The organism is Pseudomonas mangiferae (assembly GCF_007109405.1).
GTDB classification, from domain to species: domain Bacteria; phylum Pseudomonadota; class Gammaproteobacteria; order Pseudomonadales; family Pseudomonadaceae; genus Pseudomonas_T; species Pseudomonas_T mangiferae.
This window is the reverse complement of sequence record NZ_VJOY01000005.1, coordinates 135,080-160,878: the sequence shown is the minus strand read 5'-3', so window position 1 is coordinate 160,878 and position 25,799 is coordinate 135,080. Positions and strand designations below refer to the sequence as shown.

Sequence of the window (25,799 nt, the reverse complement as noted above, 5' to 3'; positions counted from 1 at the left end):
TCACGCCTATCGGCATCGAGAGCCCGTGCTGCCTGTAAGAGGGCAGGCCGCCTGCTGCCAGGCCAGTCGGTCGACGAACGAGCCAGATCGAACCGGTCCGCCGCGCCAGCGGATCAAAGCACTGGCACGTCACATGCATAATCTAATTAAAAGAACGACCAATTAATTATAGGAATGGAAAATCCGCGATCCGCCGCGTTCGTTCGGCACCCGCGCACTTTCCATTCGCCTCCACGCCCCCCGGGAGTCCTGGATGTCCGCCCTTGGTACCGTCGAAGCCCGCGTCAACCGTTCCTGGCTGACCTACCTGATGCTGGCCCTCGTGGGCCTGAGCTTCTCGGCCACGGGCCCGGTGGCCATCCTGATTTCCGCCGCGCAGGAAGGCGGCGTCTCCCTGGAGCAGACGTCCTCCTGGCTGGCCGCGGTCATCGGCATCAATGGGCTGGCCAGCGTACTGATCAGCTGGAAGACCCGGCAGCCCCTGATCTTTCTCTGGACCATCCCCGGCACCGTGCTGGTGGCCCCGGTCATCGCTCGCTACGGGCTCGACGCAGCGGTGGGCACCTACCTCGTCTGCGCGCTGGTGCTGCTGGTTCTGGGCATCACCAACCTGGTGGCATTGCTCGATCGGTGGATGCCGATGCCCATCGTCATGGCGATGATCGCCGGCCTGTTCATCAAGTACGTGCTGGCCATCGTCCATTCGACCCTGGCGGCGCCCTGGATCGGCGCCAGCATGCTGGTGACCTTCTTCGGCCTGCTGTACCTGGAGCGACGCGGCAAGTCCCCGGCGCCACCGATCATCGGTGCCATGCTGGTCGGTACCGCCGTCGTGCTCCTGGGGGGCTTCCAATGGCCCTCCAACGCCACGGACCGATGGCTCGTCACCCCCATGCTGGTCCACCCGCGCTTCAGCCTTCACGCCCTCTCCGAACTGCTGATTCCCATGCTCATCACCGTGCTGTTCGTGCAGAACGCCCAGGGAATCGCCGTGCTGCGCGCCTCGGGGTACACCGTTTCGGTACGCCTCGTCACGTTGTGCAGCGGCCTGCTGAGCGCGTTGACCGCTCCATTCGGCGGCTGCCCCACGGTCCTCGCCGGGCCCTGCAGCGCGATTCTGGTGTCCGCCGGCGTGCAGGGCCGGCACTTCATCAGCGCCCTGATCGCCGGCGCGCTGTGCGGGTTGATCGGCCTGTTCGCCAGCGCCTACGTATTTCTGCTGACGGTGCTGCCGGGGCCTTTCGTGGCGGTACTCGCGGGCCTGGCCATGATGGGCGTCCTGGAAAAATCCTTTGTCGCCGCCTTCACTTCGCCTTTACCCTTGAGCGCGCTGGCGGTGTTCGTCATCACCCTGAGCGACATCACCCTGCTGGGCATCGGGGCGCCGTTCTGGGGAATCGTGTTCGGCAGCCTGCTCTACTACGGCATCGAACGCCCAGCCGTCGCCCGCGCCTGACTCCCTCTTCGCTTTGAGCAATGCAACGGAATTTCTATGCAGATAGTCGCCGGACGCCGCGGGAATCTCACCACCATCGACAAGGGCCGTGCGAAACGGAAGGGGCCGGGCCGTCCCGAAGGTGCCAGCGTCGTTCGCGATGAAATCCTCGACGCGGCCGAGCGCCTGTTCGCCAACCTGGGCTACGCCGGCACCACCCTGCGCGAGGTGTCCCACGAAGCGAAGGTCACCCAGGCGCTGATCAACTATTACTTCGGTTCCAAGTTCGGCCTGTTCGAAGAAGTCTTCCTGCGACGTGGTGCGGCCATCTCCTTGGAACGGATGGAGAACCTCGAACGGCTCCGGGCGGATGGGCAAGTGCCGACGGTGCGCGACATCGTCGAGGCATTCCTGCTGCCCACCGCCATCCTCCGCACTACCGAGCAGGGGCGGCACTTTCTGCGCCTGCAGGCCCGCCTGCACACGGAGCCTCCGCAGATTTCCTACGATCTGCGGACCAAGGCCTACGGCAATTCCACCCAGCGCTATGTCGAGGCCCTGCAGGAAGCGATCCCCGGGCTGCCGGACCTGGATGCCAACTGGCGTATCACCCTGATGATCGGCAGCTACCTGTATGCGTTTTCCGATACCCACCGCATGGAGGACCGCCTGCCCAACACGTTCGACCCGGACGACTGGAAGTCCCTCATCGATCAGGTGGCTCGTTTCGTCGTAGGCGGAATGTCCGCCGGTTTCTGAGCTTGCACACGCACGGTGCAGGCTCCCGAAACTGGTGCAATCGGGTACCTGGACACAACCTGGCGTTAAACAAGTTAAGCCTTTCATTTCAATAGCTTGGAGTTAATCAGGGAGTGGCACGAGGCTTGCTATCAATTAATTAAAAGGTCATTTAATTAATTGAAGCGATTACTTCGTCTGGATCGATTGGGAGCTACCATGAATCTGATCGCCGTTGTCCCTCACCAACCCATCACCGCCAGTGACGGTTGTCAGGACCCCGTCCTGCTGAACGACTGGCATGTCATCGGCTACTCCACCGACTTCACCCCGGGCACCATCTACCCCACTCGCCTGCTGGAGCGCGACCTGATCGTCTGGCGCAGCGCCGACCAGCAGATCCACGTCTGGGAAGACCTCTGCATCCACCGCGGTGCCCGCCTGTCCAAGGGCTGGATCAAGAACGACGCGGTGGTGTGCCCCTACCACGGCTGGGAATACGACTGTACCGGCGCCTGCACGCTGATGCCCGCGGCACCGGACGAGAAGCCGATGAAGAAGGCCCGGGCGTTTCCCTACCGGGCCGTGGAGCGCTACGGCTTCGTCTGGGCATGCCTGGGCGAGCCCGAACAGGACGTTCCCGTCTTTCCGGAATGGGAGAACGACCTCTACCTCAAGGTCCACAGCGGCCCGTATCCCTACAAGGCGAACGGTTTCCGCGCCGTGGAGAACTTCATCGATGCGTCCCACTTTCCGTTCGTGCATGCCGGGCTGAACGGCGTCATGGACAACCCGGACCGCCTGGAGCCCTATACCGTCGAAGAGGTGGAGACCGGCCTGCGCTCCTCGGAAGTGAGAGTCTTCCAGCCCTTCGGTGATGCCCGCGGCAAGCCACTCATGGCGTTCTACACCTACCATGCATTCCGCCCGCTGACGGCGTATTTCTCCAAGCGCACCCAGGATGCCGACAGCCAGGGCACCATCACCAGCGACCACTCGGACACCTTCGCCACCCTGTTCACCGTGCAGCCCGTGGATGCGGTCACCTGCATCGTGCGCGTATGCGCGGCATTGAACGTGCACCCGCACCCGGACCCGGAAAAGGTACGCGAGCGCGCCGACGTGGTGTTCAACCAGGACCGCGACATCGTCGAGACCCAGCGTCCGGAGCGCATTCCCACCGAGCTGCGCTACGAACTCCATCACCGCACCGACCTGATGGGGCAGAAGTACCGGTCCTGGCTGCGCGGCAAGGGCATCACCTATGGCGTCATCTAACCTGTCGAGCGTGCGCTTGACCGCCATCGAGTACGGGGCGCCCGGGGTGAATCACTACCGGTTCAGTTCCCTGGACGGCCAGCCGCTACCGGCCTACGAACCGGGCGCGCACATCGACCTGGAGCTGGCGCCCGGCCTGGTCCGGCAATACTCGCTGCTGTGGCCCTCGCCGCGTGCGTCGGACTACCTCATCGCCGTTCAGGTCTCCGAGGCGGGCAAGGGCGGTTCGCGGCAGTTGCACTACGAGTCGGTGGTCGGGGCCGTCTACCGGGTGTCGGCCCCCCGCAATCTCTTTCCGTTGCAGGCGAGCGGCATCAGCTACCTCTTCGCCGGCGGTATCGGCATCACGCCGATCGTCTCCATGTACCGGCAGTTGCGCCGGCAGGGACGAGCGGTGCAGCTGTTCTATTGGAGCGCCACCCCGGAGCACGCGCTGTTCGCCGAGGAGCTGCAGGACGGTGTCGACGGCGTTCGCCTGTTCCATACCCGCTCGGGCGTCGCGGTGCCGCGCCTGAAGGACATCGTCCGTGACGCCCCCGCCGAGGCCTGTCTCTACTGTTGCGGCCCCACCGCGATGATCGACGAATTCGATCGGGTGACCGCCGGGCGAGCCCCGGCGACCGTGCACCGCGAGCGCTTCAGCGCGTCCACGGACGCCCTGCAGCCTGGCGACGGCTTCCAGGTCACCTTGCAGCGCTCCGGCATGACCCTGTCGGTCGGGCCGGACCAGACGTTGCTGCAGGTGTGCGAGGCGGCAGGCGTCGACGTCGCCTACTCGTGCGAGGAAGGGGTCTGCGGTGCCTGCGAAGTGCGGGTGCTCGGGGGCGAAATCGAACACCGGGATACGGTCCTGTCGCCCCAGCAGCGGGCCCGGGGTGACTGCATGATGATCTGCTGCTCCCGGGGAATCGGGGCATCTCTGGTGCTGGACCTGTAACAGGTGCGGAGGTACACCTTCCGCCATTTATTAATTGTACGTTTAATTATTGATTCCGCAGATGCTGCGGAATGGGGAGTCACGCCATGAACAGACCACTGCGGGTCGGCATCGTCGGTGCCGGAATCGGTGGCGTCACGTTGGCCCGTGCGCTGGGCCAGGCCGGTATCGAATACCGCATCTTCGAACGCGCACCGGCCTTCGGTGAGATCGGCGCCGGTGTGCAGATGACGCCGAATGCGGTGAAGGTGCTGAAGGCGCTCGGCCTGGAGGCCGAATTGCAGCGTGTCGGCTTTCTGCCCCAGGCCATGGTCGGGCGCAACTGGAAAACCGCCCGGGAGCTTTTCCGCACGCCCTTGCGGGCCAGTTGCCCCGCGCTCTACGGCGCCGACTTCTACCATGTGCACCGGGCCGATCTGCATGCGCTCCTGGCGAAGGATATCCCGCCCGAGCAGGCCCGCCTGGGCGTGTCCTGCATCGGACTGGTCCAGGATGCATGCAGCGCCATCGCGCGCTTCGACGACGGCAGCGAATACGAAGCCGACCTGATCGTGGGCGCGGATGGCGTCCGCTCGGTGATCCGCGAAGCCTTGTGGGGCCAGGAGGAGGCGCAGTACACCGGCCACATGTGCTGGCGGGCGCTGGTGCCGGTGGATCGCCATCCGCTGCCCTTCGTCTCGCCGGATTCGAACTTCTGGATGGGCCCCAAGGGCCACGTGGTGACCTACTACGTGAAGGGCGGCGCGGCGGTGAACATCGTCGCGGTGAACGAAAGCGCCGCCTGGGTCGAGGAGTCTTGGAACGCCAAGAGCACCCAGGCGGAACTGCTCAAGGGCTTCGAGGGCTGGCATGCCGACCTGATCGAGCTGTTCCAGCGCACCGATCCCAATGCGATCTACAAGTGGGGCCTGTTCGACCGCGACCCGATGAGCGCCTGGTCCAGGGGCCGGGCGACCGTGCTGGGCGATGCCGCGCACCCGATGCTGCCTTTCCTCTCTCAGGGCGCCGCGATGGCCATCGAGGACAGCTACGTGCTGGCCCAGTCGCTCCGCCATTACGGCGCCGAACACCTCACCGAGGCCCTGCAGGCCTACGAGCGGGAGCGGCGTCCGCGCACCAGCCGTGTCCAGCTCGAGGCGCGCGAGCGGGGCCGGACCTATCACCTGCCGTCGACCTGGTCCCAGCTCAAGCGCGACCTGACCTATCGCTGGCGCCAGTTGATCAACCCCAATGCCGTGGGCATCCAGGCCAACTGGGTCTACGAGTACGACGCCCGCACCTGCGGCGAACGCTTCGCCCCGGTGAAACCCGCCCCCGTTGCCGCTGAAGAGGTGCTCGCATGACCCCGCTCTACCGCATCGGCCAGATCGTGCCGAGTTCCAACACCACCATGGAAACCGAGATCCCGGCGATGCTTGGCGCGCGCCAGTCGATCCGGCCCGAGCGCTTCACGTTCCATTCCTCGCGCATGCGCATGAAACATGTGAAGAAGGAGGAGCTGGCCGCCATGGACGCCGAGTCCGACCGCTGCGCCGCCGAACTCTCCGATGCCCGCGTCGACGTGCTGGGCTACGCCTGCCTCGTCGCCATCATGGCCATGGGGCGCGGTTACCACCGCGAATCCCAGACGCGCCTGACCCGGGTCACCCGCGACAACGACGCCGAGGCCACGGTGATCACCAGCGCCGGCGCCCTGGTGGACGGCCTCAAGGTGCTCGGCGCGCGGCGCATCGCCCTGGTCGCGCCCTACATGAAGCCGCTCACCGAGCTGGTGGTGGACTACATCCAGCACGAGGGCATCGAGGTGAAGGTCTGGCACGCACTGGAGATCCCGGACAACCTGGCCGTTGCCCGGCATGACCCGGCCAACCTGCCCGGCATCGTCGCGGACCTGGACCTCGACGGCGTCGACGCCATCGTCCTCTCCGCCTGCGTGCAGATGCCGTCCCTGCCCGCCGTCGCCCAGGTCGAGGCGCAGACCGGCAAGCCGGTACTCACCGCCGCCATCGCCACCACCTACGCCATGCTCAAGGCACTGAAGCTGGAGCCCATCGTGCCGGGTGGCGGCGCGCTGCTTTCGGGGGCCTACCGATGAGCCATCTTCGTTACGGGGCGCACCTCCACGCCAACGGCATCCGCCAGCACTTCCTGCGCTACTGTTCCGCCGAAGCGGAACGCTCGGGGCGCGACCCGGTGATCATCGTGCCGGGGATCACCAGCCCGGCGGTGACCTGGGGCTTCGTCGCCGAACGCCTGGCCAGTCGTTTCGATACCTACGTGCTGGACGTGCGCGGCCGCGGCCTGTCCGAGGCCGGCGTACACCTGGACTACGGCCTGGATGCCCAGGCGGCGGACCTGGTCGCCTTCGCCGATGCGCTGTCCCTGAGCCGCTACACGGTGCTTGGCCACTCCATGGGGGCTCGCATCGCCATCCGTGCCGCCCGCCGCACGCCCGCCGGCCTGGCGCGCGCCGTGCTGGTGGACCCGCCGATGTCCGGTCCCGGTCGTCGTCCCTACCCGGCCAACCTGCCCTGGTACACCGACTCGATCCAGCGCGCCGTGCGGGGGATCGACCGCGACGGCATGCGGACCTTCTGCCCCACCTGGACCGACGAGCAACTGACCCTGCGCGCCCAGTGGCTGCATACCTGCGACGAGCGTGCCATCCGCATCAGCTTCGACGGTTTCCACCTCGACGACATCCATGCCGATCTGCCCTCGCTGGCCTGCCCCGTCTTGCTGATGACCGCCGAGCGCGGCGATGTCGTACGCGACGACGACGTCGCCGAGTGCCAGTCCTTGGTCCCGCAGTTGACCCATGTCCGAATCGCCGGCGCGGGCCACATGATCCCGTGGGACAACGAACCCGGCTTCCATGCCGGCCTCGGTGACTTTCTCGGCGCCCCGCTGCCCACCGCTACAGGAGACTGAATCCATGGCCGTCAGCGACCACGTGATGATCGAAGCCTGGAAACAGGTCCTCACCCTTTCCCGCCTCGAGGCCGGTCAGAGCGTGACCGTGCTGACCGGCGCGGAGACCCATCCGCAGACCCTGCGCACGGCCATGATCGCGTGCCAGGCCATGGGCGCCGTGGTCAACCGGCTCGACCTGCCGCCGGTCAACGGCGAGAAGGCCCTGAGCCGCGACCCGCTGGCGTACCTGGGCACCACGCCGCTGACCGGCAACGCGCCCGCCATGGCGGCGCTCAAGGCCAGCGACCTGGTGCTCGACCTGATGACGCTGCTGTTTTCGCCGGAACAGCTGGAGATCCTCGCGAACGGCACCAAGATCCTGCTGGCGGTGGAACCCCCGGAAATCCTTGCGCGCCTGGTCCCCACCGTCGCCGATCGCGAACGCGTGCTGGCCGCCGCCGCGCGCATCGAGAAGGCCACGCGGATGACCGTCACATCGCCGGCCGGCACCGAACTCAGCTGCCCGCTGGGTGATTTCCCGGTCATCGGCGAATACGGCTACGTCGACCAGCCCGGCCGCTGGGACCACTGGCCCAGCGGCTTCGCCCTGACCTGGCCAAACGAACGGGTGACCCAGGGCCGGATCGTGATCGACCGCGGCGACATCCTCCTGCCCCACAAGAACTACGTGCAGGATCCGATCGAGCTGACCATCCAGGACGGTTTCGCGGTCAGCATCGACGGTGGCGTCGACGCGGCCCTGCTGCGGGACTACATGGACAGCTTCGACGATCCCGAGGCCTATGCCATTTCCCACATCGGCTGGGGCCTGCAGCCGCGCGCCCGCTGGTCGACCTTGGGGTTGCTGGACCGGGAGCGGCACATCGGCATGGACGCCCGCGCCTACGAAGGCAATTTCCTCTTCTCCCTGGGCCCGAACAACGAAGCCGGTGGCGACCGCACCACAGCCTGCCACATCGACATCCCCCTGCGCGGTTGCACGGTTCGCCTCGACGACGAGGTGATGGTGGACGCCGGCAAGGTGCTGGATGGAGGGCTGCGCGCATGAGCGACCTCGAGCCCTACGCGCGCCAGGGCTTCGGTGCCGAGCTGCCGCTGCCAGCGCCCTACGGGCTGCTGATCATCGACCTGGTCGAAGGCTTCGCCGACCCCGCGATCTTCGGCGGTGGCAACATCCCCCAGGCCATCGCGCGCACCGAAACGCTCCTGGCGACCGCCCGTGAACGCGCATGGCCGGTGGCGCACTCGCGCATCGTCTTCGCCGACGACGGCAGCGACGCCAACGTGTTCTCCCTGAAGGTCCCCTCCATGCTCACGCTGACCGAGCGGGCCCCGCGCAGTGCCATCGTTCCGACACTGGAGCCGCGCGAGGGCGAGTTGGTGGTGCGCAAGACGCTGCCTTCGGCGTTCTTCGGCACCGACCTGGCGCCTTGGCTGACCTTTCACGGCGTGCGCACCCTGCTGGTGGCCGGTGCGGTGACCAGCGGCTGTGTGCGCGCCAGCGTGCTGGACGCCATGAACCATGGCTTCCGCCCCCTGGTGGTCAGCGACTGCGTAGGGGACCGCGCCCTGGGGCCGCATGAGGCCAATCTGTTCGACATGGCGCAGAAGTACGCCGCGGTGATGCCGCTGGAGCGCGCGTTGCAGGCGATTGACCGATGAGCTCGCCGCGACCCCCCGCGATAGGGGGGCGGGAACCGCCTCCTTCGGGATCGGGCTCATCGGGCTCGCCATAACCGGCGAGTGGGAGGAGCGGGCGTCCCAGCGTCCACCAGGCATCCGCGGGGAGCGGCCCATGGCGGGCATGCCGCCCTTGGCTGCCGACCTGGGCGAGCGCAGGCGTCGAGGTGGATCGAACCGTTCGGCGAGGCACCTTGGGCCGGGCACGTGGCCACCCTCCCATCGCCAGGCACACATCGGCGGGGTGGGAGGGGGCCACGAGGTCGGCCGCAGGCTACGGGCCGTTCACCGGTCCGCTCGGGCGATGGCGTTGAAGGACACGGCGCGGCCGTTGGTGGCCTCCCTCGAGAGCGCCCTGCGAGAGCACTCTCCGCCGTGCCGAACGTCCACATCGCGTTCCGCGATCCCCTGCCCATGACGGGCGTGGGTGCGTCGAGTGGAGCGGTCCGTCCCGTGCTCGCCTGACAGCCCATTCCCGCGAGCCTCCGCCTGTCTGCCTGGGCGCAGGGCTGGAGGCCGGCTCATGGGAGCCTGAAGGTCAGCGCAGCGCCTTCCAGCCCCGCAGGCCGTTCAGGACGCGCAGCTGCTCGACCCGTTCCACCAGCACGTCCTCGTCGTCGGGACGGTTGGCCAGGGCTTCCAGCTTGGCTAGCTCGCCATACAGGCGGTCGGTCTCCGGCAGCTCCAGGGCGCCGCGGGCCAGGCGCAGCCAGACCAGCATGCGCTCCAGGCGCGGCAGCTGCTCCGACAGGTCGCGCGGGTACTGCTGGTAGCGGGCCAGGGGCAGCGCGGCGGCTTCCTCGGCGAGTTGTCGGGCCAGCCAGGCGCCCAGCGGCGCGGCACCCTGGCGGTCGCCCCGGGCGTTGCGGCCGGCGCGCCAGCCCTGGGCCAGCAGCCAGCGCGACAGGGCCAGGGACAGCTGGCCCCAGCGGGTGCCCTGGAGTTCTTCGGCGAACCGCTGCGGCGCCTCGCGGCGCGCCTGCTCGTCGGCCTGGCCCTGACGCAGGCGCGGGCGCCAGTCCGCCAGCAGCGCGTCCAGGGCTTCGCGCAAGGCGCGGCTGGCGGCCCGCGGCGCGGCCTGGCCGAGGCTGCCCAGCAGGGCGCGCAGGTCCACCAGCTGGCGCAGCCAGTCTTCCAGCAGGCTCCAGTGGCCGTTGAAGCGGTACTGCTCGGCCAGCCGCTGGCTGGTGCCCAGCAGGTGCCAGGCGAGGGCGGCGAAGGCGTCGTCCAGGGGCTGCGGCGCGGTGGGCGCCGGCGCCGGCAGGGCGGTGGCGTAGCTGTCGGGGTCGTGCAGGCGGTAGCCACGCTCGGCCTTGCTGATGTCACAAGGCATCAGCGGCAGGTCGGCGGCCAGTTCCGCCGCCAGCTCCAGTAGCGCGGCAGGGTCGCCCTGGCGCAGTTCCAGTTCCAGCTCGCAGATGGGCTCGTCGCGCTCGCCCGCCACCACCCGGCCCAGGTCCAGGGCCGCCTCGATGACTACCTTGGCCTTGCCCCGGCCCCAGGCGATCTCGGCCCGCTGGCGGACGAAATCGGTGGTGAAGATGGGCTGCAGCGTGGCCTTGTCCAGGTCGGCGAGGCTGGCCGGCCAGCAGTCGTCGCCGAGCCGTGACGGGTCCAGGCGGTCGTCGTCCAGGTACCAGTCCCACTCGTTGCGTTCGGACAGCCCGGCCACGCTCTGGCCGCGGCTCTTCAGAGTCTGGATGAACTGCTCGCCGTCGCGCCGCACCCGCAGGGCGACCCGGGCCCGGGCCAGGTCGCGGTCGGCGGTGTCGAAGTAGCGGTTGAGCAGCTCGTGGCGTTCCCAGCCGGACTTGTTGCGCTTCTTCAGGACGGGGTGGTCCCGCAGCGCGTCCAGGGTCTCGCGGCTGGCGCGCAACTTGATTTCGGTTTCTTTCTGCATGGCTGCGCCTCTGCTGGAGCGATGGAGGTCAGGACCCGCGGCTGTGGCGGGTGCTGATGGGCTGGCGGCCGTCGACGTTCTCCACCAGGCTCGAGACGTGCCGGGAGATGTGGATGTGCCGGGCCGGGATGTCCTTGTTGACGAAGGAGGCGGCGGCGATGGTGACGTCGTCGCCGATGCGCAGGCCGTCGCCGATGATGCAGCTGTTGGCGCCCACCGAGACGTTGTCGCCGATGACGATGGGCGCGCTGTCGTCGCTCTTCTGGCCGATGGTGGTGTTCTGGAACACGCTGAAGTTGCGCCCGATGACCGCCTTGCGGGTGATCACGATGCCCACCGGGTGAGGGATGAACAGCCCCTCGCCGATGCGTGCGTCCAGGGGGATCTCGATGCCGTAGCGTTCCGACAGCCGATCGTTCAGCCGGCGCGCCCGCTCGGCCCAGAACCCGCCGCGGGCGTGCAGGTAGCCGGCCAGGCGGTACCAGAACAGGTACCGGTAGCGGGAGCGTTGCCGGTATTTGCGCAACAGGCGCCTCCAGGTGAATCGCTTGTGTTCGCCGCCGATGAGTTCGATGTGCCAATAACGCTTGAGTTCTGCGTACTTCATGGTCGTGGGGGTCGCGGAGAAGGGCGTAACTATACAGGGTTTGCCGCCGGCCCCGGCCGGGCGTCCCGGGCCGGCGGCCGGACGGCGGGTTCCGTTGCCCGGCGCGCTGCTGCATGATGCCGGTTCGTCCCAGGAGAACGCCCATGTCGACGCCCTCGCTCAAGGATCGCTTCGCGGCGCTGATCGCCACCCCCTCGGTGAGCTGCACCCAGCCGGCGCTGGACCAGAGCAACCGCCCGGTGGTGGAGCTGCTGGCGGGCTGGCTCGACGAACTGGGCTTCGCCTGCGCCGTGCAGGAGGTGGCGCCCGGCAAGTGCAACCTGCTGGCCACCTACGGCAGCGGCCCGGGCGGCCTGGTGCTGGCCGGCCACACCGACACGGTGCCCTGCGACGAGGGGTTGTGGGCCGGCGATCCCTGGCGCCTGCGGGAGGCCGACGGGCGCTGGTACGGCCTCGGCAGCTGCGACATGAAGGGGTTCTTCGCCCTGGCCATCGAGGCGGTGCTGGGGCTGCTGGACCAGCCGTTCCGCCAGCCGCTGATGATCCTCGCCACCTGCGATGAGGAATGCTCCATGGCCGGCGCCCGTGCCCTGGCCGCGGCGGGCCGGCCCCTGGGGCGCGCCGCGGTGATCGGCGAGCCCACCGGGCTGCGTCCGGTGCGGCTGCACAAGGGCGTGATGATGGAGCGTATCGACATCCTTGGGCAGAGCGGGCACTCCTCCGACCCGGCCCTGGGCCACAGTGCCCTGGAGGCGATGCACGGCGCCATCGGCGAGCTGCTGGCGCTGCGCGGCGAGTGGCAGCGCCAGTACCACAACCCGCAGTTCGGCGTGCCGCAGCCGACCCTCAACCTGGGCTGCATCCACGGCGGCGACAACCCCAACCGCATCTGCGGCCAGTGCGCCCTGGAGTTCGACCTGCGTCCGCTGCCGGGCATGCAGCCGGAGGTCCTGCGCGCGGCGATCCGCGAGCGCCTGGTGCCCCTGGCCGACCGGCATGGCGTACGGATCGACTTCGCGCCGCTGTTCCCCCACCTGCCGCCCTTCGAGCAGGCCGCCGACGCCGAACTGGTGCGCCTGGCGGAGCACCTCAGCGGGCATTCGGCGGAAGCGGTGGCCTTCGGCACCGAAGCGCCTTATCTTCAGCAGCTTGGCTGCGAGACCCTGGTGCTGGGCCCCGGCGACATCGCCTGCGCCCACCAGCCGGACGAGTACCTGGAGCTGGCGCGCCTGACACCCACCGTGGGCCTGCTGCGCGGCCTGATCGAACACTACTGCCTGGCGCCGCGGGCGGCCTGAAGCCGCCGCCGCGCCGTTCGTTCCCTATCCTGAAGCGCCCCCACGCGGGCGCCCTGCCGTATCGAGGAGAGGCTGCAGATGTACCTGCGACGACGATGACCGCGCCGCCCTTCGCGGCCGTCCCGCACCCGTTCCGGGCGCGGCGGTCCCGCCTCCAGCCCCTTCTTCGACAGGCCCACGGATTTCCATGCACGACTACGTCAACTGGCTGCGCCACGCATCGCCCTACATCAACGCCCACCGCGACCGCACCTTCGTCATCATGCTGCCCGGCGAAGGCGTCGCCCACCCCAACTTCGGCAACATCATCCACGACCTGGTGCTGCTGCACAGCCTCGGCGTGCGCCTGGTGCTGGTGCACGGCTCGCGCCCGCAGATCGAGGCGCGCCTGGCCGCCCGCGGCCTCACCCCGCGCTTCCACCGCGACCTGCGGATCACCGACACGCCGAGCCTGGAGTGCGTGATCGACGCCGTCGGCCAGCTGCGCATCGCCATCGAGGCGCGGCTGTCCATGGACATGGCCGCCTCGCCGATGCAGGGCGCGCGGCTGCGGGTGTCCGGCGGCAATTTCGTCACCGCGCGGCCCATCGGCGTGCTGGACGGCATCGACTACCACCACACCGGCGAGGTGCGCCGGGTCGACCGCAAGGGCATCGGCCGGCTGCTGGACGAGCGCACCATCGTGCTGCTCTCGCCCCTGGGCTATTCCCCCACCGGGGAGATCTTCAACCTCGCCTGCGAGGACGTGGCCACCCGCGCCGCCATCGACCTTGGGGCCGACAAGCTGGTGCTGTTCGGCGCCGAGCGCGGCCTGCTGGATGCCGAGGGCCGGCTGGTGCGGGAACTGCGCCCGCAGCAGGTGCCGGCGCACCTGGTGCGCCTCGGCAGCCAGTACCAGGCGGAGTTGCTGGATGCCGCCGCCCAGGCCTGCCGGGGCGGAGTCAACCGCGCCCACATGGTGAGCTTCGCCGAGGACGGCTCGCTGCTCACCGAGCTGTTCACCCGCGATGGCGGCGGCACCCTGGTGGACCAGGAGCAGTTCGAGCAGATCCGCGAGGCCAGCATCGAGGACGTGGGCGGGTTGATGGAGCTGATCAGCCCCCTGGAAGAGCAGGGCATCCTGGTGCGCCGCTCCCGTGAAGTGCTGGAGCGGGAGATCGGCCAGTTCAGCATCGTCGAGCGCGACGGGCTGATCATCGCCTGCGCCGCCCTCTACCCCCTGGCGGACTCCGAGGCGGCGGAACTCGCCTGCCTGGCGGTGAGCCCGTCGTACCGCCACGGCGGTCGCGGCGACGAGCTCCTGGAGCGGATCGAGGCTAGGGCCCGGGCCCTGGGCCTGAAGACCCTGTTCGTCCTCACCACCCGCACCGCCCACTGGTTCCGCGAGCGCGGCTTCCAGCCCAGCAGCATCGAGCGGCTGCCGGCGGCGCGGGCCTCCCTGTACAACTACCAGCGCAACTCGCAGATCTTCGAGAAGACCCTCTAGCCGGGCTGCGCGTCGCCGGCGGGCCCTCCATGGCTCAGGGCAGGATGGCGAAGACCCGGGCCGGGAAGCCGGTACCGTTCACCACCTTGGGAAAGCTCACCACCACCAGCGCGCCGGCTTCCGGCACCTGGTCCAGGTTGGCCAGCAGTTCGATCTGGTAGTGGTCGGTGCCCAGCACGTAGGACTCCAGGGAGTAGTCGTCCTTGCTGGTGGCGATGCCCGGGTCGGTGTCGGTGGTCTCGTGGCCGGACGCGGTGATGTGGCGGGTCTCGTAGAGGTAGGTCAGGACCTCCTTGCTCCACCCCGGGTAGTGAGCGACGCCCTGGGCGTCGGCATTCTGGATCTTCGCCTGGTCGGGCCAGCGTTTCGACCAGTCGCTGCGCAGGGCCACGAAAGCGCCCGCGGGGACCGGGCCGTGGCGGCGCTCCCAGGCTTTCACGTCGTCCAGGGTGACGGTGTAGTCGGGGTTGCGCCCGGCATGTTCGTGGATGTCCAGCACCACCAGGGGCAGCAGCTGTTCCTTCACGTCGATCTTGTCGATGGGGCGCAGGCCCTCGTGGAAATGCACCGGCGGGTCGACATGGGTGCCCCACTGGCCTACGTGGGTGTACAGGTCCACCTGGAAGCCGTCCTTGCCCACCGTGTAGAGGGTCTTGCGCCCGGCGTTCTCGAAGCCCTTCCAATGGGGGATGGCGTCGTCGTAGCCATGGCTCAGGTCGACCCAGGTGTGCTGTTTGAGGGTGGCGTAGGTGTCCCACAGCCCGGGTTGCGCGGCCGGGGCCGTCAGGGGCAGGGCGAAGGCGGCTGCAGCGACGGCGGCGAGCGCGAGGCGGCGGGTCGGTTGGTACGGCATGAACGTTTCCCCCATGATGGACGGCGGCCGCGCCAGGTGGCGCGGCGACGTACAGAACATAAATGGAGGTTGCACGTGGCGTCTAAGCACTTGATCGAATATGAAAATGCCAGCCCGGAAGTCCGCGCGGTCTACGACGACATCAAGGCCACGCGCCAGGTGGAGCAGGTGAACAATTTCTGGAAGGCGCTGGCACAGCACCCGGCGACCCTGGCCCGCACCTGGAGCAGCCTGAAGGAAGTCATGGCGCCCGGCGCCCTCGACCCGCTGACCAAGGAGTTGATCTACCTGGCGGTGAGCATCACCAACAATTGCGACTACTGCATGGCGTCCCACGGGGCGGCGGCGCGCAAGGCGGGCATGGACGAGGCGATGTTCGGTGAGCTGATGGCAGTGATCGGCATGGCCAACGAGACCAACCGCCTGGCCAACGGCTACCGGGTGCCGGTGGATGCGGCGCTGCGGGACGACGACCCGGGCAGCGCTCACTGAGGACCCGGGACCGGCGCCCGTCCGTTCAGCCGGTGGCCTGCAGGCGTTCGGCTAGGGCGCCCTGCTGCTGCGCCTGGCCATCGTCCCAGCCGGCCTCCCAGGCGGCGGCCAGCACGTCCGCCGGGTAGGGCTGCAGGTCGATCGGCTGGCCGGTGAGGCCGGCCATGTAGCCCTGCTGGTAGGCCTTGTTCAGTGTTTCGAGACTCCAGTGGCGGTCATCGACGAGGGTCGGTGGCGTCATGGCGGGCCCGCTTCGTGTGGGTGTCGCCTCATGCTAGCCGTCGTTTTTCCGGCGCGGCAGGCATCGGACGAAGGAAATGCTAGGGAATGTCGCTTTTGTGACGCCGCTCTCGCCGCCGCTGCGACCCAGTCGCGGCCGCGCGGGGCGAGTCGGGCGGTCAGACGCTGAGCAGACCGAGGATGCTGGCCTGGTAGGCGGCGACGAAGGTGTCGAAGTCGCCCTGGTCGGCCGCCTCCAGCTCCGCCTGTTCCCCCAGGGACTGCTGGACCAGCGCCTCGAAGCGCTGGCGGTCGGCGGCGGCCAGGGGCTCGCGCCGGAAATGCTCGGCATGGGCGCGGCTCTGGCGCAGGGCGAAACGGGTGAAGCTGTCGCCGCTGGCGCGCAGGTCCGCCAGCACCCGGGCCGAGGGGGTCCGCTCGGGGTCCTCCACCTTGCTGCGCTGGGCGTCCAGGGCACGGCGGTGGGCGTCGCCGCCGTGCACGGTGTCCAGCAGTTCGGACAGCGCGCCGATGTTCTCCAGCAGCTCGCCGGCCCAGTCCCGCAGGCCTACGGGCTGGCCGCGGCGCTGCAGCTGGAGGCCGGGACGACGCCCTTCCTTGACGGTGAGCTGGAAGTTGTCGGTGCTGGCGCGGCACTCGCCGCCGTCCATGGGCGGGCTGTCCTGCAGCGCGCAGTAGAGCAGGAAGGCGTCGAGGAAGCGTGCCTCGTCCAGGTCGATGCCCACCGGCAGGTAGGGGTCGATGTCCAGGCAGCGCACCTCCACGTACTGCACGCCCCGGGCCATCAGCGCCTGCAGCGGTCGCTCGCCGGTGTAGGTGACGCGCTTGGGCCGGATGCTGGAGTAGTACTCGTTCTCGATCTGGATCATGTTGGTGTTCAGCTGCACCCACTCGCCGTTGCGCTTGGTGCCGATGGCGGCGTAGGGCGGGTAGGGGGTGGAGACCGCCTGCCGCAGGCTGTCCAGGTAGCTGTCGAGGCCGTTGTAACAGGGGGTCAGGCCGGACTGGGCGTTGTTCTGGTAGCCCAGGTCGCTCATCCGCAGGCTGGTGGCCCAGGGCAGGTAGAGGGTGTCGGCGTCGAGGCTGTCCAGCTGGTGCGGGCGGCCGCGGAGGAAGTTCACATCCAGCGCCGGGGTGGCGCCGAACAGGTACATCAGCAGCCAGCTGTAGCGGCGGAAGTTGCGGATCATCGCGATGTAGCGCGCCGACTGATAGTCCCGCGGTGCCTGGCTGTCGCCTTCCAGGGCCTGCAGCAGCGGCCAGATGGCCTCCGGCAGGGAGAAGTTGTAGTGGATGCCGGCGATGCACTGCATGGTCTTGCCGTAGCGCACCGCCAGGCCGCGCCGGTAGACGTGCTTGAGGCGGCCGATGTTGGAGCTGCCGTAGCGGGCGATGGGGATCAGCTCCTCCGGCGGCAAGCGGCAAGGCATCGACGGGCTCCACAGCAGCTCGCCCTCCAGCCGGCCGTAGGTGAAGCGGTGGACCTTCTCCAGCTCGTCCAGGGTCCGCGTGACATCGGTGTCGGTGGCGGTGATGAATTCCAGCAGCGCCTCGGAATAGTCGGTGGTGATCTGCGGATGGGTCAGGGCCGCGCCGAGGGCGACGGGGTGGTCGGTGAGGGCCAGCTGGCCCTGGGCGTCGACACGCAGGCACTCGCGTTCGATACCGTGGAGGCACTGGCCGAGCAGCGACAGGTTGGCGCGCTCGCCCAGGACAGCCAGGCGGCGAGAGAGAAGATCGCTCAAGATAGGGTTCCTTCACGCGTCGATCGCCCCACTATGGGGGTGGACCGGACGCTCTACAAGGGTCGGACACGAACGCGTTTTCGCTTCGTCCGGGAAAAGCCACGGTCCGTTCGCGGCGAGGCGACCGCCGGCAGCGCGGCGCTCAACGCTGCCCGCGCGGCGTCGCGCGTCGCGCCCGGCCGGGCGCCGACGGCTCGAAGCGGGCAGTCTACCCGTTGCGCGGGCGCAGCCCGAAGCGGATTCGCCACGGGCCCGGCCAAGAGCGGGTCAGAGCAGGGCGAAGGTGCCCAGGCCCTTGGCCACCAGCGCCTCGCCCTGGCGGATGTCCGCCTCCACCACCAGGGAGCGGCTGCCGGCGTGCACCACCGTGGCGACGCAGACCACCTCGCCGTCGTCGACGCCGCGCATGTAGTTGATCTTGCACTCCTGGGTCACGCTGCGGGACTCGAAGCCATGGACGCTGGAGCAGGCCAGGCTCATGGCGATGTCCAGCAGGCTGAACAGGGCGCCGCCGTGGAGCTTGCCCAGGCGGTTGTGCAGGTCGGGGGTGAGGCTCAGGGCCACCTCGGCGCGGCCCTTTTCCATGGCCAGCGGGCGGCAGCCGATCAGCCGGCCGAAGGCGCTCATCGCCAACTCGTGCGGAATCTCCATACTCCAGGCTCCTGCATCAGGCGGTTGCGGTCAGGCGCGGCCGCGGGCGACGGATCGCCCGTGGGCCGGGTCATTTCTTCTTGATCTGTCGGGCGTTGGCGAACAGGGCCGCCATGGCGCCCGCGGCCGGCTCCGGCTGGGCGGCGGCACGGTTGCCCTGGGCGGCGCGGCCGGACGGGGCACGGCCGGACGGCGTGCGCGAACCGCCGCCCCGGGGGCCGTCCACCTTCTCGCCGGGGGTGTCGCCCATGCGCATGGACAAGCCGACGCGGTTGCGCGGGATGTCCACCTCCATGACCTTGACCTTGACGATGTCGCCGGCCTTGACCACCTCGTAGGGGTCCTTGACGAACTTTTCCGACAGCGCCGAGATGTGCACCAGGCCGTCCTGGTGCACGCCGATGTCGACGAAGGCGCCGAAGTTGGTGACGTTGGTGATCACTCCTTCCAGGACCATGCCGGGCGTGAGGTCGGAGAGCTTCTCCACGCCGTCCTGGAATTCCGCGGTCTTGAACTCCGGGCGCGGGTCGCGGCCGGGCTTGTCCAGTTCCTTGAGGATGTCGGTGACGGTGGGCAGGCCGAAGCGTTCGTCGGTGAAGGCCTTCGGGTCCAGGCGCCGGAGGAAGGCCGAGTCGCCGATCAGCGAGCGGATGTCGCGGCCGGTATCGGCGGCGATGCGCTGCACCAGCGGGTAGGTTTCCGGGTGCACCGCGGAGGCATCCAGCGGGTTGCCGCCGTTCATTACGCGGAGGAAGCCGGCGGCCTGCTCGAAGGTCTTCTCGCCCAGGCGCGGCACCTTCTTCAGCGCGTCGCGGGTGGGGAAGGCGCCGTTGGCGTCGCGGAACTGCACGATGTTCTGCGCCAGGGTCGCGTTGAGGCCGGAGATGCGTGCCAGCAGGGCGGCGGACGCGGTGTTGACGTCCACCCCCACGGCGTTCACGCAGTCTTCCACTACCGCGTCCAGGCTGCGCGCCAGCTGCAACTGGGAGACGTCGTGCTGGTACTGGCCGACGCCGATGGACTTGGGCTCGATCTTCACCAGCTCGGCCAGCGGGTCCTGCAGGCGGCGGGCGATGGACACGGCGCCGCGCAGGGAAACGTCGAGGCCGGGGAATTCGCGGGCAGCCAGCTCCGAGGCGGAGTACACCGAGGCGCCGGCCTCGCTGACCATGACCTTGGTGGCCTTCAGCGCCGGGTGTTTCTTGATCAGCTCGCCGGCCAGCTTGTCGGTCTCGCGGCTGGCGGTGCCGTTGCCGATGGCGATCAGCTCCACCTGGTGCTTGGCGCACAGCGCGGCGAGTACCGCGAGGGATTGGTCCCACTGGTTCTTCGGCGCGTGGGGGTAGACGGTGGCGGTGTCCAGCAGCTTGCCGGTGGCATCCACCACGGCGACCTTCACGCCAGTGCGCAGGCCCGGGTCCAGGCCCAGGGTGGCGCGCGGGCCGGCCGGGGCGGCTAGCAGCAGGTCGTGCAGGTTGCGGGCGAACACGGTGATGGCCTCGACGTCGGCCCTCTCCCGCAGCTCGCCCAGCAGGTCGGTCTCCAGGTGGGTGTAGAGCTTCACCTTCCAGGTCCAGCGCACCACTTCGGCCAGCCACTTGTCGGCGGCCCGGCCGCGGTTGGCCAGGCCGAAGCGCTCGCCGATCATCAGCTCGCAGGGGTGCAGGGTGCCCGGGGCTTCCTCGCCCACCTTCAGGGCCACACTGAGCACGCCTTCGTTGCGCCCGCGGAAGATCGCCAGGGCGCGATGGGAGGGTGCGCTCCTGAGCGGCTCGTCGTGTTCGAAGTAGTCGCTGAACTTGGCGCCTTCCTGCTCCTTGCCGGGCACCAGGCGGGCGGCCAGGGTGGCGTTGTCCTTGAGGAAGCCGCGCAGCCGGTCCAGCAGGGTGGCGTCTTCGGCGAAGCGCTCCATGAGGATGTACTTGGCACCGTCCAGCACCGCCTTGACGTCGGCGAAGCCCTTCTCGGCGTCGACGAAGCGCGCGGCCTCGGTCTCCGGGTTCAGCGTCGGGTCACCGAACAGGGCGTCGGCCAGCTCGCCGAGGCCGGCTTCCAGGGCGATCTGGCCCTTGGTGCGGCGCTTCTGCTTGTAGGGCAGGTAGAGGTCTTCCAGGCGGGTCTTGGTGTCGGCCAGGTTGATCTCCCGGGTCAGCTCCGGGGTCAGCTTGCCCTGTTCCTCGATGCTGGCGAGGATCGCCCCGCGGCGGTCCTCCAGCTCCCGCAGGTAACGCAGGCGTTCCTCCAGGTGGCGCAGCTGGGTGTCGTCGAGGCTGCCGGTGACTTCCTTGCGGTAGCGGGCGATGAAGGGCACGGTGGAGCCTTCGTCCAGCAGCGCCACGGCGGCGACGACCTGCTGCGGGCGGACGCCCAGCTCTTCGGCGATACGGGTATGGATGCTGTTCATGAACCACCTGAAACGGTTGAAGACAGGCCGGGCCTGGTCCAAAAAGGGCGGCATTATAACCACGCCCGCCGGCCCCGGACGTCCCTGGCCGGCCGCGGCGCTGCGCGGCCGGGGAAAAATCTGCTAACAATGGCCGGCAGGGCGCCCGCCGGCGCCTGGGCCATAATGCCGTCCTTTGCCGCCTGGGAGCTTCTATGAGCGCCACTGCCACGCCCGCCGAGGGTGAGAAAATCCTCGTCGTCGACGACGACGCGCGACTGCGCCGTCTGCTGGAACGCTTTCTCGAGGAACAGGGCTACCGGGTGCGTGCGGTGGAGAACGTCGAGCAGATGGACCGCCTGCTGTCCCGGGAGCTGTTCCATCTGCTGGTGCTGGACCTGATGCTGCCGGGCGAGGACGGCATGTCCGCCTGCCGCCGCCTGCGGGCCGCCAACAACGCCGTGCCGATCATCATGCTCACCGCCAAGGGCGACGAGTCCAGCCGCATCCAGGGCCTGGAACTGGGCGCCGACGACTACCTGGCCAAGCCCTTCAACCCGCGCGAACTGCTGGCCCGCATCAAGGCCGTGCTGCGCCGCCAGGCGCCGATAGTGCCGGGCGCGCCGGCCAGCCAGGACGAGAAGGTGAGCTTCGGCGACTACCGGCTGTCCCTGGCCACCCGCGAGCTGCGCAAGGGCGATGACGTGCACATGCTCACCACCGGCGAATTCGCCGTGCTCAAGGCCCTGGTGCAGCACGCCCGCGAACCGCTGACCCGGGACAAGCTGATGAACCTGGCCCGGGGCCGCGAGTGGGATGCCCTGGAGCGCTCCATCGACGTGCAGATCTCCCGGCTGCGGCGGCTGATCGAGCCGGACCCGTCGAAGCCGCGCTACATCCAGACCGTCTGGGGCGTCGGCTATGTCTTCGTGCCGGACGGCAACAAGTAGCCCCGCGGGCGGCGCTTCCGGCGCCGCCCTTCGCGTCCCCGCCCGCTGTCCGAGCCGCCCCATGAAAACCCCCGTCTGGTTCCCGCAGAGTTTCTTCGCCCGCACCCTCTGGCTGGTGCTGATCGTCGTGCTGTTCTCCAAGGCCCTGACCCTGGTCTACCTGCTGATGAACGAGGACGTGCTGGTGGACCGCCAGTACAGCCACGGCGCCGCCCTGACCCTGCGCGCCTACTGGGCCGCCGACGCCGATGACCGCGACCACGTGGCCCGCGCCGCCGGCCTCAACCGGGTGCCGCGCACCCAGGTGCCGCCGGACGAGCAGCACTGGCCCTACAGCGAGATCTTCCGCCGGCAGATGCAGGCGGAGCTGGGCGAGGACACCGAGGTGCGGGTGCGGGTGCAGAGCCCGCCGTCCCTGTGGGTCCACGCGCCGTCCCTGGGCAGCGACTGGGTCCAGGTGCCGCTCTATCCCCACCCCCTGCGCGGGCAGAAGATCTGGAGCGTGCTGGGCTGGTTCCTCGGCATCGGTCTGCTTTCCACCGCGGCGGCCTGGATCTTCGTCAGCCAGCTCAACGCGCCCCTCAAGCGCCTGGTCAACGCCGCGCGCCAGCTGGGCCAGGGGCGCAGCGTACGGCTGCCGGTGAGCCAGACCCCCAGCGAGATGGCCGAGGTGTACCGCGCCTTCAACCAGATGGCCGAGGACGTGGAGCAGGCCTCCCGGGAGCGCGAGCTGATGCTGGCGGGCGTCTCCCATGACCTGCGCACGCCGTTGACCCGGCTGCGCCTGTCCCTGGAACTGATGCGCGAGGACAGCGAGCTGACCGAGGACATGGTCCGCGACATCGAGGACATGGACGCCATTCTCGACCAGTTCCTCGCTTTCATCCGCGACGGCCGCGACGAGAAGGTCGAGGAGCTGGACCTGGCGGAACTGGTGCGCGAGGTGGCGGCGCCCTACAACCAGCAGGACGCCCGGGTCGGGCTGTACCTGGAGCCGGTGCCGCCGTTCCCGCTGCGCCGGGTGTCCCTCAAGCGCCTGCTGGTGAACCTGATCGAGAACGGCCTGCGCCATGGCGGCGGCGGCGTCGAGGTGGCGGCCTTCGTCGCCGGCGACGAGGGGGCGCCCTACGTGGTGCTCAGCGTGCTGGACCGCGGCCAGGGCATCGACCCGGCGGAGCTGGCGGATATCTTCAACCCCTTCATCCGCGGCGACCGCGCACGGGGGGGCAAAGGCACCGGCCTGGGCCTGGCCATCGTCAAGCGCATCGCCGCTCTCCACGGTGGCAGCGTCGAATTGCGCAACCGCTCCGGCGGCGGCCTGGAGGCGCGCGTGTGCCTGCCGCTGGGCCTGCTGCTGCCACGGGATGCGGCCTAGGTTTCTGTCGCGTGAGCGCGCGCGGTGCAGACGCCGAAGGGATGCCGCGTTGACGAGGGGCCACTAGGCAGGCGGAAGCGGCTTTCAAACGAGCCTCATCGCGAGCAGGCCCTTTTCGTCCAGAACCTTAAGCCCGGCGAAGCCTGAGGACGCAGGCGGCTCGGAGGCGCCGCCTTTACCGCCGTTCGCTGATTTGTCGTCATCGCCCAAGCCGGGTGTGGCCTTCGTATTTCAGGCGGCGAGACGATCCACGATCCGGCGGCGCCTTCGGTTCAGGCGTGGAGTTCCGGCGGCGCGCATGGCGATGGCCGCCGGCGCGATCAGGCCGCTACGGTCACCAGCTCAGTCGACCGTCCTCCAGGCGCGCCCGGCGGCCATAGGGCCAGGCCTGGTTCTGGGCGCCATGGCCACTGGGCAGGCCACCGTAGAGGGGCACGCCCAGGGGTTCCAGGTACTCCGCGACGATCTCCTCCAGGCTGTGGACGACGCCCTTGCGCGGGCAGTCGGTGAAGGTCCCCAGGCACACCGCCGACAGGCGCGCCGCGTCGATGCTGCGCAGCAACTGCCAGAGGCTGCGTTCCAGGCGGTAGTAAGGCTCGCCCACGTCCTCCAGCACCAGGATCGACCCGGGCGGTGCGTAGAGCCCGGCGGGTGTGCCGGCACCGCTGGCCAGGGCGGTGAGGTTGCCGCCGATCAGCGCGCCGTCCACCGGCGCGCGGGGGCCGGCCAGGTGCCGCGCCGGCAGGCCTTGGGCCTCGTCGGCCAGCAGGCGGGCGACGGAGGCCAGGGCGTCGTCGCGTTCGGCGCGCTCCGCCGGGTCGTCCACCGGCGGCTGGCCGAGGGCGGTGAGGCCGGCGCCGTGGACCGCCGCCAGGCCATGGCGGTGGAAGGCGGAGAGCAGCACGGAAATGTCCGAGAAGCCGATCAGCGGGCGCGGCGTGGCGCCTCGCAGCAGCGCCCAGTCGATGCCCGGCACCAGCTGCGCGCTGCCGTAGCCGCCGCGCAGGCACCAGACTGCGGCCACGTCCGGCTCGGCGAAGGCCGCGTGCAGGTCTTCCAGCCGCTGTTCCGGGGTGCCGGCCAGGTAGCGGTGGCGTTCCCGGGCGTGGCGCCCGAGGCGGTAGTCGATGCCGGCGGCGTCGAGGCGCGCGAGGGTGGCGTCGAGGACATCGGTGGCCACTGCCGACGCGGGCGCGATCAGCGCCAGGCGGCCGTGGAGCGGAAAGCGGAAGTCGTTCATCCCTTGCCCTTGGTGCGGGTGAGGCCGTGTTCGGCGTTCTTTTCCAGGTAGTCGATGACCAGCCCGGCCACGTCCTTGCCGGTGGTCTCCTCGATACCCTCCAGGCCCGGCGAGGAATTCACCTCCATCACCAGGGGCCCGTGGTTGGAGCGCAGGATGTCCACCCCGGCCACCGACAGGCCCATGACCCGGGCCGCACGGATCGCCGTCATGCGCTCCTCGGGGGTGATCTTGATCAGGCTGGCGGTGCCGCCGCGGTGCAGGTTGGAACGGAACTCCCCGGGCTTCGCCTGGCGCTTCATGGCGGCGATGACCTTGTCGCCCACCACGAAGCAGCGGATGTCGGCGCCGCCGGCTTCCTTGATGTACTCCTGCACCATGATGTTCTGCTTGAGGCCCATGAACGCCTCGATCACCGACTCGGCGGCCTTCTCGGTCTCGCAGAGCACCACGCCGATGCCCTGGGTGCCTTCCAGCACCTTGATCACCAGGGGCGCGCCGCCCACCATGCGGATCAGGTCCGGCACGTCGTCCGGGGAGTGGGCGAAGCCGGTCACCGGCAGGCCGATGCCCTTGCGCGACAGCAGCTGCAGCGAGCGCAGCTTGTCCCGGGAGCGGCTGATGGCCACCGACTCGTTGAGGGGGAACACCCCCATCATCTCGAACTGGCGCAGCACCGCGCAGCCGTAGAAGGTCACCGAGGCGCCAATCCGCGGGATCACCGCATCGAAGCCTTCCAGGGGGCGGCCGCGGTAGTGGATCTGCGGCTTGTGGCTGGCGATGTTCATGTAGGCGCGCAGGGTGTCGATCACCACCATTTCATGCCCCCGTCCCTGGCCGGCTTCCACCAGGCGGCGAGTCGAATACAGGCGCGGATTGCGCGACAGCACGGCGATTTTCATGGGGCACCTGGGAGGGATTCGAGGACCGGCAGTACCGGCTTGTCCTGGACATAGGAGAGCGCCGGGTTGACCAGGAACTGGCCCTCCACCAGCGCCTTGGAACCGATCAGCACGCGGTAGCGCATGTTGCGACGGCAGGTCAGGGTGAATTCGATGGGCCAGACCCGGTCGCCCAGGGCCATGGCGGTACGGATCACGTAGCGTTGCTGGGCGTGGCCGTTGGAGCTCTTGATGGTCTTCACCGAGACCACCGGCGCGTCGCAGCGGTGGCGCCGCTGCACCAGGGTGCCGAAGTGGGCGGTGAAGCGCACCCAGCGGGTGCCGTCCCGTTCGTAGGGGACGATGTCGCTGGCGTGCAGGGCCGAAGTGCTGGCGCCGGTATCCACCTTGGCGCGCAGGCCGACCATGCCCAGTTGCGGCAGGGCGATCCATTCGCGCAGGCCGATCACCTGCAGCTGGCCGAAGGCGGTCACGGGCCGCGCCTCGCGCACACGGGATGGATGGCGGACAAGCGGGTCTCTCCTGATTTTCGCCACGGGATGGGCGGGTGGATGGCGGGCGACGCCCGCGTCGGCATTCTAGTCATGGCGTATGACAACCGCACCCGCGACGAGGTGCGCCCGTCCTGCGGAATTTCGCCGCGACCGGCGAGGCGCTACCATCGCGGGATCGCCA

The 25,799-nt window shown here is 69.1% G+C and carries 25 protein-coding genes; 15 read left to right on the top strand and 10 right to left on the bottom strand.

What is annotated here, in order from left to right; genetic code table 11:
- Positions 1 to 253: 253 nt before the first annotated feature.
- The 9 genes from FM069_RS08730 (at position 254) to FM069_RS08690 (ending at position 8,984) form a co-directional block, all read left to right on the top strand.
- The gene (locus FM069_RS08730; protein ID WP_143487912.1) at positions 254 to 1,456 is read left to right on the top strand and encodes a benzoate/H(+) symporter BenE family transporter; all 1,203 of its coding nucleotides are present in this window, start codon (positions 254 to 256) and stop codon (positions 1,454 to 1,456) included.
- Between the two features lie 36 nt (positions 1,457 to 1,492).
- Positions 1,493 to 2,194 (top strand): TetR/AcrR family transcriptional regulator, encoded by a 702-nt coding sequence (locus FM069_RS08725; RefSeq protein WP_143487911.1) that lies wholly within the window; start codon positions 1,493 to 1,495, stop codon positions 2,192 to 2,194.
- Between the two features lie 198 nt (positions 2,195 to 2,392).
- Positions 2,393 to 3,451 (top strand): aromatic ring-hydroxylating oxygenase subunit alpha, encoded by a 1,059-nt coding sequence (locus FM069_RS08720; RefSeq protein ID WP_143487910.1) that lies wholly within the window; start codon positions 2,393 to 2,395, stop codon positions 3,449 to 3,451.
- Complete coding sequence (locus tag FM069_RS08715; RefSeq protein WP_143487909.1) at positions 3,438 to 4,388, top strand: PDR/VanB family oxidoreductase; 951 nt, start codon at positions 3,438 to 3,440, stop codon at positions 4,386 to 4,388. Before FM069_RS08720 ends, FM069_RS08715 begins: the two co-directional genes overlap by 14 nt.
- Before the next feature lie 86 nt (positions 4,389 to 4,474).
- Positions 4,475 to 5,731, top strand: a complete 1,257-nt coding sequence (locus tag FM069_RS08710; protein WP_143487908.1) for an FAD-dependent monooxygenase — start codon at positions 4,475 to 4,477, stop codon at positions 5,729 to 5,731.
- Positions 5,728 to 6,483, top strand: a complete 756-nt coding sequence (locus FM069_RS08705; RefSeq protein ID WP_143487907.1) for a maleate cis-trans isomerase family protein — start codon at positions 5,728 to 5,730, stop codon at positions 6,481 to 6,483. The genes FM069_RS08710 and FM069_RS08705 overlap by 4 nt, the downstream gene beginning before the upstream one ends.
- Positions 6,480 to 7,319 carry an alpha/beta fold hydrolase gene (locus tag FM069_RS08700; RefSeq protein WP_143487906.1) on the top strand — a complete coding sequence of 280 codons (840 nt, stop codon included), beginning with the start codon at positions 6,480 to 6,482 and terminating at the stop codon, positions 7,317 to 7,319. Before FM069_RS08705 ends, FM069_RS08700 begins: the two co-directional genes overlap by 4 nt.
- A 4-nt stretch (positions 7,320 to 7,323) precedes the next feature.
- Complete coding sequence (locus FM069_RS08695; protein ID WP_143487905.1) at positions 7,324 to 8,370, top strand: M29 family metallopeptidase; 1,047 nt, start codon at positions 7,324 to 7,326, stop codon at positions 8,368 to 8,370.
- Positions 8,367 to 8,984 (top strand): isochorismatase family protein, encoded by a 618-nt coding sequence (locus tag FM069_RS08690; RefSeq protein ID WP_143487904.1) that lies wholly within the window; start codon positions 8,367 to 8,369, stop codon positions 8,982 to 8,984. The genes FM069_RS08695 and FM069_RS08690 overlap by 4 nt, the downstream gene beginning before the upstream one ends.
- Before the next feature lie 556 nt (positions 8,985 to 9,540).
- Here the strand turns inward: FM069_RS08690 and FM069_RS08685 are convergent.
- Complete coding sequence (locus tag FM069_RS08685) at positions 9,541 to 10,902, bottom strand: CYTH domain-containing protein (RefSeq protein WP_143487903.1); 1,362 nt, start codon at positions 10,900 to 10,902, stop codon at positions 9,541 to 9,543.
- 28 nt (positions 10,903 to 10,930) lie between these two features.
- Positions 10,931 to 11,509, bottom strand: coding sequence for a serine acetyltransferase (locus tag FM069_RS08680; RefSeq protein WP_143487902.1), 579 nt, complete (start codon positions 11,507 to 11,509; stop codon positions 10,931 to 10,933).
- A 143-nt stretch (positions 11,510 to 11,652) separates the two neighbouring features.
- On the opposite strand from FM069_RS08680, the gene argE reads away from it, so the two are divergent.
- On the top strand, positions 11,653 to 12,807 hold the full coding sequence (gene argE, locus FM069_RS08675; RefSeq protein ID WP_143487901.1) for an acetylornithine deacetylase: 1,155 nt from the start codon (positions 11,653 to 11,655) through the stop codon (positions 12,805 to 12,807).
- A 187-nt stretch (positions 12,808 to 12,994) separates the two neighbouring features.
- On the top strand, positions 12,995 to 14,293 hold the full coding sequence (argA, locus tag FM069_RS08670) for an amino-acid N-acetyltransferase (protein WP_143487900.1): 1,299 nt from the start codon (positions 12,995 to 12,997) through the stop codon (positions 14,291 to 14,293).
- A 34-nt stretch (positions 14,294 to 14,327) separates the two neighbouring features.
- Here argA and FM069_RS08665 read toward each other — a convergent pair whose 3' ends face one another.
- Positions 14,328 to 15,146, bottom strand: a complete 819-nt coding sequence (locus tag FM069_RS08665; RefSeq protein WP_143487899.1) for a cyclase family protein — start codon at positions 15,144 to 15,146, stop codon at positions 14,328 to 14,330.
- A 75-nt stretch (positions 15,147 to 15,221) separates the two neighbouring features.
- Here FM069_RS08665 and FM069_RS08660 point away from each other — a divergent pair, with 75 nt between their 5' ends.
- Positions 15,222 to 15,638 carry a carboxymuconolactone decarboxylase family protein gene (locus FM069_RS08660; protein ID WP_143487898.1) on the top strand — a complete coding sequence of 139 codons (417 nt, stop codon included), beginning with the start codon at positions 15,222 to 15,224 and terminating at the stop codon, positions 15,636 to 15,638.
- Between the two features lie 25 nt (positions 15,639 to 15,663).
- Here the strand turns inward: FM069_RS08660 and rmf are convergent, their stop codons facing one another.
- The 4 genes from rmf to FM069_RS08640 all read right to left on the bottom strand — a co-directional run bounded on the left by rmf (position 15,664) and on the right by FM069_RS08640 (position 20,678).
- Entirely contained in the window at positions 15,664 to 15,879 is a 216-nt protein-coding gene (gene rmf / locus FM069_RS08655) for a ribosome modulation factor (protein ID WP_143487897.1), read from the bottom strand.
- A gap of 157 nt (positions 15,880 to 16,036) precedes the next feature.
- Complete coding sequence (gshA, locus tag FM069_RS08650) at positions 16,037 to 17,623, bottom strand: glutamate--cysteine ligase (RefSeq protein WP_143487896.1); 1,587 nt, start codon at positions 17,621 to 17,623, stop codon at positions 16,037 to 16,039.
- 267 nt (positions 17,624 to 17,890) lie between these two features.
- Positions 17,891 to 18,274, bottom strand: a complete 384-nt coding sequence (locus tag FM069_RS08645) for a PaaI family thioesterase (protein ID WP_143487895.1) — start codon at positions 18,272 to 18,274, stop codon at positions 17,891 to 17,893.
- A gap of 70 nt (positions 18,275 to 18,344) precedes the next feature.
- On the bottom strand, positions 18,345 to 20,678 hold the full coding sequence (locus FM069_RS08640) for a Tex family protein (RefSeq protein WP_143487894.1): 2,334 nt from the start codon (positions 20,676 to 20,678) through the stop codon (positions 18,345 to 18,347).
- Between FM069_RS08640 and FM069_RS22045 the strand changes: the two genes are divergently transcribed.
- The 3 genes from FM069_RS22045 (at position 20,677) to FM069_RS08630 (ending at position 22,982) form a co-directional block, all read left to right on the top strand.
- Positions 20,677 to 20,805: a hypothetical protein gene (locus tag FM069_RS22045; protein WP_267904180.1), complete on the top strand. Its 129-nt coding sequence runs from the start codon at positions 20,677 to 20,679 to the stop codon at positions 20,803 to 20,805. The two genes, FM069_RS08640 and FM069_RS22045, sit on opposite strands and share 2 nt — an antisense overlap.
- 67 nt (positions 20,806 to 20,872) lie before the next feature.
- Positions 20,873 to 21,607, top strand: a complete 735-nt coding sequence (gene ompR, locus FM069_RS08635; protein ID WP_143487893.1) for an osmolarity response regulator transcription factor OmpR — start codon at positions 20,873 to 20,875, stop codon at positions 21,605 to 21,607.
- Positions 21,608 to 21,668: 61 nt separating this feature from the next.
- Positions 21,669 to 22,982: an ATP-binding protein gene (locus tag FM069_RS08630; RefSeq protein WP_143487892.1), complete on the top strand. Its 1,314-nt coding sequence runs from the start codon at positions 21,669 to 21,671 to the stop codon at positions 22,980 to 22,982.
- Between the two features lie 334 nt (positions 22,983 to 23,316).
- On the opposite strand, the gene FM069_RS08625 is transcribed toward FM069_RS08630, so the two are convergent.
- Genes FM069_RS08625 through rimB form a run of 3 tightly spaced genes read right to left on the bottom strand, consistent with a single transcriptional unit; the run spans position 23,317 to position 25,597 of the window.
- On the bottom strand, positions 23,317 to 24,222 hold the full coding sequence (locus FM069_RS08625; RefSeq protein ID WP_143487891.1) for a S66 peptidase family protein: 906 nt from the start codon (positions 24,220 to 24,222) through the stop codon (positions 23,317 to 23,319).
- Positions 24,219 to 25,124 carry a 30S ribosomal protein S6--L-glutamate ligase gene (rimK, locus tag FM069_RS08620; RefSeq protein ID WP_143487890.1) on the bottom strand — a complete coding sequence of 302 codons (906 nt, stop codon included), beginning with the start codon at positions 25,122 to 25,124 and terminating at the stop codon, positions 24,219 to 24,221. The genes FM069_RS08625 and rimK overlap by 4 nt, the downstream gene beginning before the upstream one ends.
- Positions 25,121 to 25,597: a retropepsin-like aspartic endopeptidase RimB gene (gene rimB / locus FM069_RS08615; protein ID WP_143487889.1), complete on the bottom strand. Its 477-nt coding sequence runs from the start codon at positions 25,595 to 25,597 to the stop codon at positions 25,121 to 25,123. Before rimB ends, rimK begins: the two co-directional genes overlap by 4 nt.
- Between the last annotated feature and the right edge of the window lie 202 nt (positions 25,598 to 25,799).

Bases quoted from the DNA above. Each gene is read 5' to 3' on its own strand.
- FM069_RS08645 (WP_143487895.1), bottom strand. From the start codon at position 18,274: ATGGAGATTCCGCACGAGTTGGCGATGAGCGCCTTCGGCCGGCTGATC.
- argE (WP_143487901.1), top strand. From the start codon at position 11,653: ATGTCGACGCCCTCGCTCAAGGATCGCTTCGCGGCGCTGATCGCCACC.
- FM069_RS08630 (WP_143487892.1), top strand. From the start codon at position 21,669: ATGAAAACCCCCGTCTGGTTCCCGCAGAGTTTCTTCGCCCGCACCCTC.
- FM069_RS08715 (WP_143487909.1), top strand. From the start codon at position 3,438: ATGGCGTCATCTAACCTGTCGAGCGTGCGCTTGACCGCCATCGAGTAC.
- FM069_RS08705 (WP_143487907.1), top strand. From the start codon at position 5,728: ATGACCCCGCTCTACCGCATCGGCCAGATCGTGCCGAGTTCCAACACC.
- FM069_RS08685 (WP_143487903.1), bottom strand. From the start codon at position 10,902: ATGCAGAAAGAAACCGAAATCAAGTTGCGCGCCAGCCGCGAGACCCTG.
- argA (WP_143487900.1), top strand. From the start codon at position 12,995: ATGCACGACTACGTCAACTGGCTGCGCCACGCATCGCCCTACATCAAC.
- FM069_RS08665 (WP_143487899.1), bottom strand. From the start codon at position 15,146: ATGCCGTACCAACCGACCCGCCGCCTCGCGCTCGCCGCCGTCGCTGCA.
- FM069_RS08690 (WP_143487904.1), top strand. From the start codon at position 8,367: ATGAGCGACCTCGAGCCCTACGCGCGCCAGGGCTTCGGTGCCGAGCTG.
- FM069_RS08730 (WP_143487912.1), top strand. From the start codon at position 254: ATGTCCGCCCTTGGTACCGTCGAAGCCCGCGTCAACCGTTCCTGGCTG.
- FM069_RS08725 (WP_143487911.1), top strand. From the start codon at position 1,493: ATGCAGATAGTCGCCGGACGCCGCGGGAATCTCACCACCATCGACAAG.
- FM069_RS08720 (WP_143487910.1), top strand. From the start codon at position 2,393: ATGAATCTGATCGCCGTTGTCCCTCACCAACCCATCACCGCCAGTGAC.
- rimK (WP_143487890.1), bottom strand. From the start codon at position 25,124: ATGAAAATCGCCGTGCTGTCGCGCAATCCGCGCCTGTATTCGACTCGC.
- FM069_RS08625 (WP_143487891.1), bottom strand. From the start codon at position 24,222: ATGAACGACTTCCGCTTTCCGCTCCACGGCCGCCTGGCGCTGATCGCG.
- FM069_RS08680 (WP_143487902.1), bottom strand. From the start codon at position 11,509: ATGAAGTACGCAGAACTCAAGCGTTATTGGCACATCGAACTCATCGGC.
- ompR (WP_143487893.1), top strand. From the start codon at position 20,873: ATGAGCGCCACTGCCACGCCCGCCGAGGGTGAGAAAATCCTCGTCGTC.
- FM069_RS22045 (WP_267904180.1), top strand. From the start codon at position 20,677: ATGAACCACCTGAAACGGTTGAAGACAGGCCGGGCCTGGTCCAAAAAG.
- rmf (WP_143487897.1), bottom strand. From the start codon at position 15,879: ATGACGCCACCGACCCTCGTCGATGACCGCCACTGGAGTCTCGAAACA.
- FM069_RS08700 (WP_143487906.1), top strand. From the start codon at position 6,480: ATGAGCCATCTTCGTTACGGGGCGCACCTCCACGCCAACGGCATCCGC.
- FM069_RS08695 (WP_143487905.1), top strand. From the start codon at position 7,324: ATGGCCGTCAGCGACCACGTGATGATCGAAGCCTGGAAACAGGTCCTC.
- FM069_RS08710 (WP_143487908.1), top strand. From the start codon at position 4,475: ATGAACAGACCACTGCGGGTCGGCATCGTCGGTGCCGGAATCGGTGGC.
- FM069_RS08640 (WP_143487894.1), bottom strand. From the start codon at position 20,678: ATGAACAGCATCCATACCCGTATCGCCGAAGAGCTGGGCGTCCGCCCG.